Here is a 14752-nt window from a genome sequence, read left to right as displayed (position 1 = left end):
ACATGGTAAAATATATTTTCGTGATATTGGGGATTATCTCAGTAGAAAAGAGAAACTCGCTATAATCGCATCCTTTGGTAGTATTGCTGGCATCACGGATAAATCAGGTTGGAAAATTATTACACCAGACAAGCATGGTGATTGGATCAATCAACGTGATGACAATTTTAAAACATTCCTAACCTTAGGTGATAAGAAAGGTCATGGTAAAAAGCTCTTTGAGACATTCTCCTGTGGTATCGTAACCAGTCGTGATGCTTGGGTATATAACTCAAGTCGTAAGATTTTAGCAAAAAATATGCGTAACATGATTGCTTTCTATAACAGCGAAGTGAAACGTTTTAATGAGTCCTATCCACATGCTGATCATAAAACACGTGCAAATACTGTAAATGATTTTGTTAATTCAAATACACAAAAAATTAGTTGGAGCCGTGCACTTAAACAAGAATTAACAAAAGGAAAAGTTTTTGAATTTGAAGAGACATATCTTACTCAAAGTCTATGTCGTCCTTTTACACACCAGTGGCTCTATTATAATCGTGGTTTCAATGAAATGGTTTATCAAATACCGTGTATATTCCCTATGGGAAAAGTTGTTGATAATAGGGTGATACAACTTACAGGTACAGGAGCAAAAAGGGGCTTTTCTATATTTATGGCTAGAACTTTGCCTGATTATCAAGTGATAGAGAATGGTCAATGTTTTCCACGATATCTTTATGAAGATGTTGCGGTTTCAAAAAATAAAAATGAAAAACAGTCTCATTTATTTGCAAATTCTACAGAAGAAAACAAAACTGCTGATTTACAGAGACGTGATGCCATCACTGATGAAGGATTAGCACATTTTAAAGCCGCTTATCCGAATGAAAACATAACGAAAGATGATATCTTCTATTATGTTTACGGGATCTTGCATTCAAAAGATTATCGTGCTCGTTATGCTGATAATCTCTCTAAAGAGCTCCCTCGCATCCCTTGCGTAAAGAGTGCTAAAGATTTTTGGATGTTTGTTACAGCAGGGCGTGAATTAGGCAATTTGCACGTCAATTATGAAACTGTAGAACCTTATCCCGTAACCTTTAAAAAAGGCAATCCAAAACTTACAAGTATCTCTAATCCTGAGAAGTTTTATTACGTTACAGAAATGAAATTTGCTGGGAATGGTAAGGAAAAGGATAAATCCACTGTTATTTACAATCGTAATATCACAATAACAGATATTCCTCTTGAAGCTTATGAATATATCGTAAATGGTAAACCCGCTCTTGAATGGGTTATGGGGCGTCAATGTGTAAAGACCGATAAAAAGAGTGGCATTGTGAATGATGCCAATTGCTATGCTGTTGAGACCATTGGAAACCCTGCTTATCCATTGGAATTGTTTCAAAGGGTTATTACGGTAAGTTTAGAAACAATGAAGATTGTTAAAAACCTCCCAAAATTGGAATTAAGAGAAACTGAATAGTCTTATTAAAAGCATACTCATATTTCACATGATGGGTATGCACATCTTACAAGGAGTATAGAGTTTATATCTATACTCTCTTGTTAAAGATGATTATGTACACTCTTAAAAGGAAAGATTTACCATGCGCTCTTCTCAAAAGAAAGGTTTTGCACTTTTAATCACTTATTTTATGAAATGAAAAAATTATAAAATAGAAACCCTCAAAACCCCTCAAAACCTATACCATCAGTTGTATTTATAGGTTGTATTGTCAATAATGATTGTATTTTAAAAATCTTCAAAATCTTAACATATTGAAATATAATGGTTTTTATTTTTTGCTAAATTTTTTTTTAAAATGGGGTCCTAAAAGAACCCTCAAAACCCTCAAAACTGATAACGATAATAATCTTGATAGCGCCTTTCATAATTACACACTCTCTTTTGAAAGGCTTTAAAGAGCCATATGCCTTCTCATAAGATAGGGTTTAAACACTCACTAAAATCATAAGAATTGTCTGTTAAGATTTACAGACAAAACTAACAAAAGAGACAAAAGCCCCATAAAAAGAGATTTTGATAATGCTATAAGAATTCAATAGGTATTTTTTGATGCTTTCATATGAGAAAAAACGCATTATTTTTTTAGATACTATTTCTTGTCTTTTTTTCCGATAAACTGAGTGATCCTCTCTTTCCAAGAGCGAGGCTGCTCTTCACTAGAAACTTCTCGTTGTTCATCAAAATTTTCTCCAACCTGTTTAATCAAAGCGTAGCTCACTTGTTTCACCTTTGCTACTTCTTTGGCTAAAACCAATGCACGTTCAAGATGGATTTGGTTGATATTCTCATCAAAGCCTAGATGATCTCCTGTCACAAAGCTTTGTTGATAAGACTGTAAGCTTTCAATATCACCCAATAAAGCAAGGGCACCAAGATGAAGTAAAGCATAATCCTTATTGCCTGCTTTAGATGTTGCATGCTTTTCCCAAGGCGCGGTGCCATAATCACAACGAAGTCTTTCAGAAAGATCAATGGCGCTTACCGCCCATTCTAATGCATCATCAAGTGCTTGCTTTAAACGATCCGCACTCACCTCTGCTTCAAAGATTTTCAATCCCTTTGCCTCAAAATTAAGCTGTATATCTGGAATATCTTCCGCGTGGGTAGGATCAATGAATTTGCAAGCAGCAGCAAGAATACCGGTGCTAATTAAAAAGGCACTATCAAATTGCGGATAATCTTTGGCAATTTCGTCATTATAAAGAATATCAACTTCACGATCAGCCAATTGATAGCTTGCTATATAGTCATCCCTTGCAATTTTCTTCACTGCCCAATTCAAACTTTTTAAAAGTGTTGTTGCACTCTCCATGGTAAGACGATCATCACCAACATCCGTTTCATCAACTTCATCGATCTCTTCCTCTTCAAGCAGCGCTGTTTTGGAATCAAGGGACGTTTTTGGTGAATCGAGGAATAAAATCGGAGCGTTTTTTGAAAAAAACGTTCGATAACCCTGTGCAAGAGTAAGAGCCTTGCCAATATCATATCTTGTGATAGTATCCACAAAGCCTAGATAGTTCTTTCTTTGAAAACTCTCCTTATAAAATTTGAGTTTTTTGACATTGCCAGTCAAAATAAGTGCAATAAGGTGAAATTCTGCAAGGCAAAATTCACTATCTGTTGGCAAAGCGGCATAATCATAGATAATTTGATTGACATTTTGTTGATCTGCCCACTCAAGAATATCCGCACAGATCTGCTTTAGTTTGCCTTCTTCAACTTCAACACTAGAAACTGTATAAACTTCTTCTGCCTCTTTGAGAGCTATATATTGAGACTTCTCGAAAAAAACATCCCGATGAGCGGTAGAAAAGGCAAGTGTTGAAAGTGAAGCCTTAAATACAACAACCGGTATTTTTCCTTTTCTATCAAAACTGTACACTATATTGATGATACGATCTTTGCTTATAAAATAGGCATTATAATTGTAATTTTTGTCGCGATAGACTGTCCAGTTCATCATTTTTAATGTTTTAGAAACTGTATTCAGGAGAGCCAAGAACTGTACACCAATGCGTGCATCTGCCACCTCTCGCTCTTTTAGAATTTTTAGATGTTTTTCAGCAAATTCAACCGCGTACTTAACAGACTTTTCTACAATATTTCTTTCCAAATGTTCAGAAATAGTACCTAACACAAGTGAATTTTGATAAGATTTCAGCACATTGATTTTTCCGGTCAATGCTAAACAAGCCAAATGCCAAATTATATCTGTATTGTAGTTATATTTTTGAACAAGCGTTTTGCCTTCTATCGATCCTCGCAAATCTTGAGCGCGTGCCCATTGTATTATCCGCTCAGAGATTTTGATAAGCTCCTGCTCATTTAATGTCTCTACACGAATATCAATCCCTTTATCAACACCACTAAAAAGCCCTCCCCCAATCGTATTAAAAGACTCATAAATATTTGTAGCTGATATCTTCTTATATTTTCCACTATCGTGAATATAATGGCAAGCTACAGAAATCTCTTCGTTGGAGATCTCTGCTTCAAGATGGACATTGTAATCATCATGAAGACGGATAAAACCAAAATTAAATTGAATAAAACGATCCGGCAAAACCAACCACATTTTCCCAGGCTCTGTGGCAAGCCACCCTTGGGTTTTGAGAATACGAGTTGCTGTTGTAAGACTTATCGAACGCTGTTTAGGCTTTTTGCGTGCCAAAAGATCATCCAATTCGTTATTTTTATAAGCCTCAGCAAAAAAGATGGCACGCTCAACCTGCGTCATCTTTTCATAATCAGAAAACTCTGGTGTATATAATTGAGATGTAGATTTGTAATTCCTTAAAGCCTCAATATCGCCGAGTAGAGCTTTTGCAACGAGAGAATGATTGGCAGATTCTTCACGTAATTTTTGCTTAATATCTTGCTCTTGCGCCCAAGCTAACACTTTGTTTAAAGCTAGCTTGACATGATTTTCAAAAAACTCCAGCGCTGTAACTCCAAAATCTTCTTCTGAAGAAATCAGCATATCCTCATATTGATGTTGCGATTCTTTACCGTTAATGTATTCACAGCCAAGGCAATAGGCAACAGTGGTGAGACTGGACGAAACCCATAACCTACCGCTATCCTGTCCATAATCTATGACACCATAATGAATACGCACTATGCGATCCGGGAGGTGATAATAAGCAAACATATCACCCATTTCATCGCGATGGGGCTCCCAATCAACTTTTTTTAAAATCTCTGTTGCGTCTTTGGTTTGCATCGTCATTCCCCCCCAGCATGTTCCATAATTCTTTTGCATAAAAATTCATAAAAGTTACTTGCGTAATACTGGGAATCGCTAGGTGGAAACTTAAGATAGAGCGGACACTCCCCATCTCGAAACTGAGTATAATCAAAGTAAAAGGTCTCACCAAAATCAGTTCTACTCACAACAAGTTGCTGTGGTTTTGCTAAGCCCTTCTTTCTATAGTTTAAGTTTTTGTACACAATATCACCAGCAGGATGATCCTCAAAACCTGCGTTATAAATGCTAAAGATTTCATACCCTCCAATTTCTCCTCCTCCATAATTTTTCAAAAAACTCTTATAAGATGATGTAAATTGCAAACCAAGAGTTTTCTCTGCTTTTTCAATTAGTACATCATCAACTGCTTCATCTGTAGAGCCAAAATCGACACTATCGCTATATTTATCAACTAGTACTGCAATATCAGCTAAGGTATAGGTTTTCATGAATCTTCGCCTGCATGGTCCTTAATTTTTTTACAAAGGAATTCATAAAAATTACTTGCATAATAATGTGACGCTCCAGATGGAATCTTGACGTAGAGTGGGCATTCACCATCCTGAAACTGAGTATAATCAAAGTAAAATGTCTCACCAAAATCTGTTCTATTGACAACAAGCTGCTGTGGTTTTGCTAAACCATTTTTTATATCTGTTAAGTGATAATAAACAATATCACCAGCAGGATTATCTTCAAAACTTGCGTTATAAATGCTAAAAATTTCATAACCTCCAATTTCTCCTCCTCCATAATTTTTCAAAAAACTTTTGTAGGACGAGGTGAATTGTAAACCAAGAGTTCTCTCAGCCTTTTCAATCAATATATCATCAGGTGCATCCTCTGCAGTGCCAAAGTCGATAACATCCGGATACTTATTAATTAATTGTGCAACATCAGCTAAAGTATAAGTTTCCATAATTTGTTCTCCATAAATTGTTATTTTTTAGCTTCTATATTTTTCTTTTCATAACCTTTAGCACGTTCTTTCCAGTATTTCGCCCTCCATCTATCGAAAATATCTCTATCAATAGCTGATCCCATTGTATTAGGATTCATATGAATAACAGAATTATGTTCGTTATGAAATGCGTTGGTAACCTCTGCTATGGGACCATCATGTGTTTGCAGCATATGATGCAATTCAATGGGCCTATTATCAGCATCAAGAGGAGCTCTTCCTGTCTTCATTCTCTCAATATTTGTACCTTTTACTTCTTTTCCTCCCTGTCTCCAAGTAACAATTCTATTAGGATCGAACAGATCTTCTCTCTGATAGACTTTGTTTTTCTGAGTAATTTTTTCTCCCTTGTTTGTTATTTCAAACTCAACCTCAATGGGATCGGCTGACCAGAATTTTCTTTCCTGCCCCAAATATTGAGTTGCAACAACTTCATCACTCATCTTTCCGAGTGTTTGAGAAGCTTCACTACCTGCTTTTGCAACGGTTTTTTCAGCCTTAACAGCGATTTTAGCAAGAGTTTTTTCGGTAAGCTTGGCAATAAGCTTTGCACCACCCTTGGCTAACCCAGCACCTCCCGCCACTAGAGATGCTGCTTCAGTCAATAATTTTCCAAGTTCAACTCCAGCATGAAACGATCCGCTAATTCCCGCTCTTTGATATTCCTCCTCTAGATAATTAATACGCTCTAGATAAGATTGCTTTATTGTTTCTGTAACATTTCCACTCGTTACTAGAGATTTAAGTGCTTCTAAAGTCTCTATGGGATGGCTAGCTATTTGCCAAAAACCTTGAGCCGTCTCATATAATTCAGCGGGTGCACCAGCAACCACACCTACCGAAAAAAACACATCTTGTTGGTCATCAATCTCGAGCCATTTTTCTTCAACGTCTCTTCGGCACCACTTATCTGGACACTCCTCTAACTCCTTCTTTTTCTGTGCTTGTTGAGCACTACTGAGGTAGTTGTTTTCCGCAGCATTTCCTGCGGCATCAGCACCGCTATTCACATCACCACCGGCAAGGCCAGCAGCAAAACCTCCCGCAGCCCGTGCAACATTAATGGTGTTGTCTCTAAAATCAGGAAACTCAACATCAATTCTTGCCGTGATGCGGGCTTGTTCTTCTGGTGTGGGTGTGCGCCCATTCAGATCCCCCACTTCCTCTCGTACAATGCCTTGCACCCACAGTTTAAACTGGAGCATAGCTGTAGCTTCTCCCACAACACCCCCCACAGCACCAGCGGTGCAAGCGCCATTGGCAGTGGCGCCGACAAGACAGCCAAGACCCGCATGGGCAACAATCTGAGTGACCGTGTCTATTTTACCATCCGCCTTAGCAGTGCCAATTTCTTCCGCTAACGCCTTGCCGATGGTCCCTGACAGAGCGGTGCGCAGGTTTGTAATAAAGTTCTTGTCAAGAGAACCTCCCTCAAGAACCGTTTGCACGCCTGCGCCAATAGAAGCTTTGATCAGGTTCTTTTCTGCTTCATGGGCAATCCGCTCGACAAAAGGAGCCGTTTTGGGCAAAGATTGTCCAACCCCTGCCATGCTTGTTAATTGACTGGTCAGACCCGCTGTCACCATGGAAGAGACAATGCTGAGGAGTGTCTTGGAAGAGCCAAGCTCATGCAATGCGCCGGCAATGTTGCCGCGATTATTGACAAGTGCCACAGCGCTTTTATTAATCAGTGCTTGCACACCGGCTTGTATTGCTGCATTCATGGCAGCGCTCGAGCCAACACCCAAAGCACCGGTAATGGCACCAGCAGCTGTGGAAGCGGCTCCACCCGTAACGGCTGTAACAGCCAATGCCACCAAAGCCGCTCCGGCTTCTGTCAAACCTTGGGCTTTATAATCCCAGTGTTTAAATTCAGATTTAACTGCTTGCCAATCCACTTGCTTGGCTAAAACCGGATCATCACGCAGTTGCTTAATCCATGCCATCCCCGGCGAGCGAGACAATTGTTCAAGGGATTTGTCTAAATCACCCGTTGCCTCATATTCAACAACAATGCCATTGCCTGCTTCAATCTTAATACCACCCCCAGCTTCCATGGTCACATGTTTGATGGTCTCCTTAAGGTGACCTTTGTCACTCTCACTCCACCACACAAGGTTTTCATTACGCTGATAAACCTCCTTAAAATCTTGATCCTTATTGGTCAGAAACTTGATCTTCCCCTTATCTACCGTCAAATGCGTCTCACCACCACTTGAGAGCCCTACCGCACCAAGCGTGAAATCCCCGTTTTGCGCATGCATGGAAAGGTTGCCACCAATGTCAAACGTGCTTTTGTTTGTGGTAACTTCTGTTGATTGTTGACGAAACTTATTCTTTTGCTTCGATTTGTCGCCTTCTTTGCCCCTAAGGTCTAAATCAAAACTGTCAAAATCTTGCACCGAAGTCATGCTCAGAGCACCGCCACTGTCAAAACGCGCATCGCCCTTTGCTTTAGCCTTAACCCCATCCATGGTGAGATCGCCGCTTGTAACAAGGTTAAGATCGTCCCCACTGTTGAGTTCACTCAACTGATGGAAACTGCTTTGGGCGTTATAATGCCCTTTGTCCAAGCTCTCCTTGTGTTCACTCTCTAGCGCCAAGGCACTAAAGTTGGCAGAACCATTGACAATCATTGTTATCGGACCGCCGCTGGTAAACTCCCCGCCCTCAACGCTCAAATCACCAAGGGTATGGATGTTTAATTGATGATCAGAGAGGATTTGTCCCTTCTGCCCCGCTCGGTCAACAAAACCATATTCATTAATCTCACGGATTTTTGCCGTTCCATTGGCTATGCTCTGAGCAGTAAGGGTGATGATATCACCATGAACAACACCAGAATAATTGGCTAAAAAACCATCACTGGTGAGCTCTAAAGACCCAGATGCATCTAAAAATCCACCATCATTGAACAAACTTTGCTTGGTCGTGACATGCAATGCATCATGACTGAGTACAGCACCACTATTGGTAAAGCTGTCCGCATTGAAGCTGATCCCATTTCCCTTCAGGCGGGCACTGGCAAGGTTTCCTTGTTGGGATCTTTGTGTTCCTTCAACACCCTGTGCAAAAGACGAGGTTGGCGCTAAATAAACCCGCGGGACCAAAACTTCTTGTCCATTCTTCTCAATTGTCTCAAGCCAGATCATATCCTTTTTGATCCCAGCAATCTGCTTTTGCGTTAAGGGTTTTCCTAGCTCTAACCCCAAGGGACCTTGCTGCTCGACAGCATTGTCATAAAGCCTTTGCATTTGGGCATTGGGATCTTCAACCTCAAACAGAGTGCGATTGCCAGTCAACTCAAAGATTTGCTCCCCCACCAAGCGATATTCAAAATAAGCATCCCCCAACCTTTTAAACACTTGTTCAGGCTTATAATTGCCAATCTTTTTTAAGTAGTAGTCAGACCCTAAAAATTTGCTTGGATTAATAAAATCTGGACGTGTTTCGACCACAAATGATACTTGCGGGGTTTGCGTGCCTACCAACTCTGTCTTGACAGAACGAAGCCCCTCTTGGGTTGGCACCTGTATGGATTGTGCTGCTGGTGTTTGCGGGCTCGGGACGAAAAGTGCTTTATGCCCCGTCAAACCCTTGATAATGCCCTCCAACCGATCCTTGCTGATCAGTGGTTTTGAACTATCAAAATCGGTATTTTTAATACCAGCCAAGCTTTTATCACCAGAACTTAAACCAACCTGGCTTGCTCCCCCACGCACCGCATGATTGTCAAGAGTCTCTTTGACCTTAACATCAAGAGTACCACCTGCTTCAATCGTGCCATAAACAACATCATAAGTGCGTGTGGTTATAACAGGATTACTAACATAATCCCATGTGTCTGTATCTCCCAATTGAATAAACCCTGCACCCAAAAAATCACCAGATGTAGTCTCGGTACGTGTTGTTTTCTCAATCTTGGTTGTTTCAGTTAAATCGCGCCCCTCATTGAGCAGCGTATCGCCCTGCATCTCAATATTGCCATTAGCAGCAATCAAACTATAGCTATTGCGGATATCGCCGGCATGAACCGTGAGATGACGCCCTGCCAAAATCTGGGCAGCTCCATTGGTAAAATGGGGCTGCTGACGAGTGATCGTGGTTGTAACTCTTGTAGTTGTAGTAGTTGTATCAACAAAAAGCCAACCATCTTCTTCAGTAACTGATCTTTCAAAGATGTGGCGTTTAACCAATTCATCAGTCACTTCCACCCCACCTTCACGTATATTGGTAAGTGAAGAGACATCGAAGATCATATCGCCGGAGACGGCTTCTAAAAGCCCAGAACTGTTGATTACAGAACCAGCCCGTTCTCCACTTAAACCACGGAAAATGAGACTGTCTTCAGCAATGATATCACCAAATTTATTGAGGAATGTTCCATCCAAGGAGAGGGTTGCTGACTTGTTGGCATAAATCAGCCCACTATTGCTGATATCCCCCGTCATATTGAGGGTAACGCCATCACCACTCGAACCCATGCTACCAGCATTGCTCAAAGCAGCAGAAGTTAAAACAAAAGCGCCACCACTTTTGAGAACCCCACCTTCCCCATTTAAAAGAAGACCACCCTGCTCCCATAATGGATCATGATTTTCTGCCACAAGCGTTAAAGTATCCTTGGCTAAAAGCTGTCCAGAATTTGTTAAAGAACCAAGTTGTGCTTCAACAACACCACCCACCATGGTACCGGTATTGCTTAAAACACCATGGCTCTTGAGGGTAAGCGTGCCACCTTGTGCTTCCACATGCCCTGCTTGGTTCAATGTCTTCGCTTTAAGGGCGACAGCATAGGCAGCAACCTCACTTGGCTCTTCCATTGTTAATGTGCCATTACTGGAGAGCTCTACCCCCTTTTGCGAAACAATCCGTCCGCTCTGTAGCAGATCCTTTCCTGCTTCAAGAGCGATTGCACTATTGCTTGCGATCATCCCGCTATTGATCAACTCACCGCGGCTGGTCAGTTGAAGATCACCACTTTCACTTTCCACAATGCCAGCTTGCGCTATCCTGTCGGCAACAACACTGAGAGCACCTTGCGTAGAGAGCAGACTGTCACGATTCTCAAAAGCACTAACATCTATCAGCAAACCACCACGCGCTAAGATATAGGCTGCTTCCCCCTCATTGAGCGTGATATTCTGTTGCTCCTGTAACGCTGCATCTTGTCGCGATGGATTGGCTGGTTTGGCACCTTTATTGGTTAAAGAGGTTGCGATAAGTTTCATCTTGCCGGTAAGGCTGTTCAAAACACCTCCTTCATTAACCACATGCCCAGCACGCTCTCTCTTCAACCCACCAAGGGTGAGATCCTCTTCAGCGATTATCTTGCCATGCTTGTTGGTTAAAGCACCATCCATGGCAAGCATTGTGGATTTTTTGCCATAAATCAGCCCACTATTGTTGACATCATCCTCTATATTGAGGGCAACATTCTCACCACTGGAGCCCATGCTACCGGCATTGGTTAAGTGCCCTGCGGATAAGACAAAAGCGCCCCCACTTTGCAAAACGGCTCCAGAGGCATTTCTTACAAAGGCTTGTTGCGCCTCTGCCCCTTCCTTGGCACGGATCATCAGTTGCATAGCATTGTTAGCAATCAACAAACCTTGATTGGTCAAAGCACCAGCATGGACATCAACGCTATCACCGCGCATTGTACCGCTATTGATGACCCCATCACGTGTTTGAAGGGTGAATATGCCCTCTTGTGCTTCTACAGCCCCCGCTTGGGTGAGAGCATCAGCATTCACAACAACATCATGACTTAAAATCGTGCTCTCTCGTCCGGTTGTCAGCATGGTGCCCGCTGTCAAGGAAACCTTCTGGAGACTGACAATCGCACCGGTGTGATTGAGAGCGTCATGGGCATTGAGCGTGATCTCCCCATTAGACGAGACAGTCCCCTCTTGAAGAAGATCACCACTATGCGCATAAAGGTCAATTTTTTGCTCTGCTCCTAAATTGGCGCGAGAAGACAATTGTGCGGCTTCCATCAAAAGAAAACCACCAGCACTATAATGACCATCCCCTACGTTGAGTGCCCCATCGGCTCTCAAGATGATATTCCCGCTCGCACCAATATGGTTGTTGAAAGCATTGATGTGATTGCTTTCAATGGTCATATCACCAAGGGAAGAGACCCCTGTGTGCCCATTGTCTTTGATACGCGAAAAATCAATATTTGCGGCTTGGATCTCTAAAAGACCACCAGCAGCTATCCGTCCATCGCCAGCTTCAAGTCTTGCTGCCTTAAGATGCAAAGAACCCGTCGCTGACTGCGTGCCATCATTGCCAATACCACTCGCCAACAAAGCATCCGATTTAAGGGCAATGGTAGAAGCCTGCACATCAACAGCATCCTTTGCCGCAACGCGCGCATGCTCTGCCAGTTCAACATGCTTCAAAGCTTTTAGTTCAACCGCCTGTTCTGAAAAAACCAGATCGTTCACATGCACACTGTCATGATGGGAATGGGCTTTGATGGATCCTTTGGCACGTGCTTTGGCAAGCACCAGCTTGCCATCACTGGTCAACTTCATGGCGCCGGCATTGGCCGCCATATTGCCAAGCATCTTAACACCCGCACCTTGATCATTGGAAACAACCCGGATCTTCCCCACATACATCCCACCAAACGCGCTGGAATCAATTGCCAATTCCGTCTCTTTGCCATCAGAGCCAAGTGACGTTGCTTCTCGCTTCCCATAAGCAAAATGATTATGCCCCGCTATAACGGCCAATTCCCCTTTGACTTGAATGGGACCCTCTACACGGATCTTGCGCGAAACAAGATCAAAAACATCCAACGAACTTCCATCAGCCCCATGCGCACCTATAGTGATAGTCCCGCCTTCAACGCGCAAACCACTCAAAGAACCATCAGCCTCAATAATCGGCCACCCAGTCGATAAGGTCACCCGTGGTGTATTGATAAAGCCGCAACCATTACAGGTAAGTCCATTGGGATTAGCGATAATCACATCAGCCGCTTGCCCATGAACCTCCGTCATCCCTTCAAGACGCGAACGATTAGCACTCACCACTTCATTGAGAATAACCTTTGCTGCCCCAACACCACGCAAATTGCCGTTACCAGGCACCAATCCCCCAAGCTGTGAACGTGAAACTTCCTTTGTGGAATTGTTTAAAATCACACCATGGGCATCAACATTGAAATTGTCATATTTATTATGAGAAAGACCTTGTCCATTGGGACGAGCAATATCAATCAGCGGCACACCATTGCCTGCTACGCCCACCGTTGGGCGGAAAACAGAGCCACCCCCATCAGCCGCTTTAATCCCTTGGCTCTCTTGCACAACAGGGCTTTGCGCACCAAGCGCTTGTGCTTGCAATAAAAATGGCTGAAAGGCTAAGCAAAAGCTTAAAACCAGAGAAAGCCCCCTGTGAGCCCCTTTCTGCAAAATACCAAGAGCACGATGCCCGAACTTGTCTCCATACCCCAATTTATGCTGTTGGTTCTTCAATCCCCGCATCTTTCACTCCTCATTAAATCCTATCAATCTTTTTGTAAAAAAAGCCCCCCAAAGGGTCTAAACAACAAGGCGATATCTTTACCGCCCCTTATTCTAAAACCTTAACAAAGCCCGCACTTGAAAGACTCCAACCGGGTTCCCCTTCTCTATCGGTGTCGATGCCTTCAAAAGATTGGAATAAGACAAATCAATATCCATCATCTCTCCAGCCGCATGGAAACCAAGCGTTGCTCCAATCAAGCGACCACCAAAACTATTTTTGCTGGCATCATCGACCACGGCACCCAAATCAAGCGCCAGATAAGGAGAAAATTGGCTCATCACTTTACGACCTTTTTCGGAAGTAAAACCTGGCAATAACAGGGACAACTCATTGCGCCAAAACACTCCGTTATTGCCGTAATAAACTGCCTCACGCACCCCACGCACAGATGAATTGCCCCCTAACGATATTTGTTCTGAACCAAACAATGTATCGGGAGACCACTGCCCTGAAAGCAGGCTATTGTAACGAAAATGATATGAATGGAGTGAAAAAGGGCGCACATAGCCCAAAGAAAAAGACCATTTTCTAAATTGCCCTTTAGGCGCATTGAGCGAAACAATCTCTTGCTCTTTATCATCATAGGCATCTAAAATCGCTAAACCCTTATAAAACCCTAGATGAACATTCAATTCTCCTCCAAGCCATTGGTGCATATGGTCAAATTCAAAGGTCGCAATAGCCAATTTACGGCTCGATACATCAACCCTACTGCCCAGAATAAAATTATCGGCATACTTCCAGGTCAATCGTCCCGTAAGCCAGGTCTTGCCCTCTTGATCACGGGCAATCACCCGTGAAACCCAAGGGGTAAGCGATAACGACTTGCCCGATGTTAAAATGTCAGAAAATATGCCTTTAACACTCGAATGATATTGGCTCCACGTCCCATCAAAACCCGCTGTCCAATAACCATAGGGAATGGAAAAGGAGCCAGTGATCGTATCACTATTGGGACGCTTTTTGGAGAAGTGATATGGTCCGCCATCCATGGAGCGCTGATAGCTAAACGACCATTGATCATTGGAAGCAAACAAATCATCAAAAGAAAAGCTCAAGCGTGTTTGGTAGAGACCTGTGGCATGAGCACCAAGATTATCACTGGAAACTGTAAAACTCCAAGCTTTCTGTTTGGTTATACGGAGATCAAGGATAGAACCGCCAAAAACTTTTCCAGCTTCAAGATTAAGAGTGGCTTGACGAGAAAAAAGACGATTAATTTGATCAAGCCCCTGTTCTATCGCGCGTAAATTGGCCGGATGACCAATCAGATTTGGAAAAGCTGTGGTGATTTCGCCGCGCTCTTGCCTCTCAACTTTATGCCCATCAAGAGTAATATCTTCTATCTCACCTTCAACAACGACAATTTGTAAATGACCTCCCCTTAAATCTTGTTCAGGCAAATAAGCCCGCACAGCGATATAACCACGCTTGACGTAAAGCATGGTAACCGCTTTGAGCACTTTATTGATATCATTAA

Annotated in this window: 6 protein-coding genes; 1 reads left to right on the top strand and 5 read right to left on the bottom strand. The window is 42.3% G+C overall.

Features of this window, described 5'->3' with window-relative positions:
• On the top strand, nt 1-1471 hold a 1471-nt coding region (locus NPX99_RS07945), incomplete at its 5' end, for a type ISP restriction/modification enzyme (protein ID WP_329957950.1).
• 634 nt (nt 1472-2105) lie between these two features.
• Here the strand turns inward: NPX99_RS07945 and NPX99_RS07940 are convergent.
• From NPX99_RS07940 to NPX99_RS07920, 5 genes are all read right to left on the bottom strand, one after another.
• The gene (locus NPX99_RS07940) at nt 2106-4742 is read right to left on the bottom strand and encodes a DUF6990 domain-containing protein (RefSeq protein ID WP_269031315.1); all 2637 of its coding nucleotides are present in this window, start codon (nt 4740-4742) and stop codon (nt 2106-2108) included.
• Nucleotides 4743-4744: 2 nt separating this feature from the next.
• Nucleotides 4745-5215: an SMI1/KNR4 family protein gene (locus tag NPX99_RS07935; RefSeq protein ID WP_269031314.1), complete on the bottom strand. Its 471-nt coding sequence runs from the start codon at nt 5213-5215 to the stop codon at nt 4745-4747.
• Entirely contained in the window at nt 5212-5685 is a 474-nt protein-coding gene (locus tag NPX99_RS07930; protein ID WP_269031313.1) for an SMI1/KNR4 family protein, read from the bottom strand. Before NPX99_RS07930 ends, NPX99_RS07935 begins: the two co-directional genes overlap by 4 nt.
• A 20-nt stretch (nt 5686-5705) precedes the next feature.
• Nucleotides 5706-13229 carry a two-partner secretion domain-containing protein gene (locus NPX99_RS07925; protein ID WP_269031312.1) on the bottom strand — a complete coding sequence of 2508 codons (7524 nt, stop codon included), beginning with the start codon at nt 13227-13229 and terminating at the stop codon, nt 5706-5708.
• Between the two features lie 93 nt (nt 13230-13322).
• Nucleotides 13323-14752, bottom strand: a 1430-nt coding sequence (locus NPX99_RS07920) for a ShlB/FhaC/HecB family hemolysin secretion/activation protein (protein ID WP_269031311.1), incomplete at its 5' end; no start/stop codon positions are given.

The organism is Bartonella sp. 220B (assembly GCF_026930205.1).
GTDB lineage: Bacteria > Pseudomonadota > Alphaproteobacteria > Rhizobiales > Rhizobiaceae > Bartonella.
Note: the sequence above shows the minus strand (reverse complement) of the source record. Positions and strands in the feature narration are given on the sequence as shown.

What these genes read in the sequence shown, in the direction of transcription:
- NPX99_RS07930 (WP_269031313.1), bottom strand. Translation starts at nt 5,685, where the DNA reads ATGGAAACTTATACTTTAGCTGATGTTGCACAATTAATTAATAAGTAT.
- NPX99_RS07925 (WP_269031312.1), bottom strand. Translation starts at nt 13,229, where the DNA reads ATGCGGGGATTGAAGAACCAACAGCATAAATTGGGGTATGGAGACAAG.
- NPX99_RS07940 (WP_269031315.1), bottom strand. Translation starts at nt 4,742, where the DNA reads ATGCAAACCAAAGACGCAACAGAGATTTTAAAAAAAGTTGATTGGGAG.
- NPX99_RS07935 (WP_269031314.1), bottom strand. Translation starts at nt 5,215, where the DNA reads ATGAAAACCTATACCTTAGCTGATATTGCAGTACTAGTTGATAAATAT.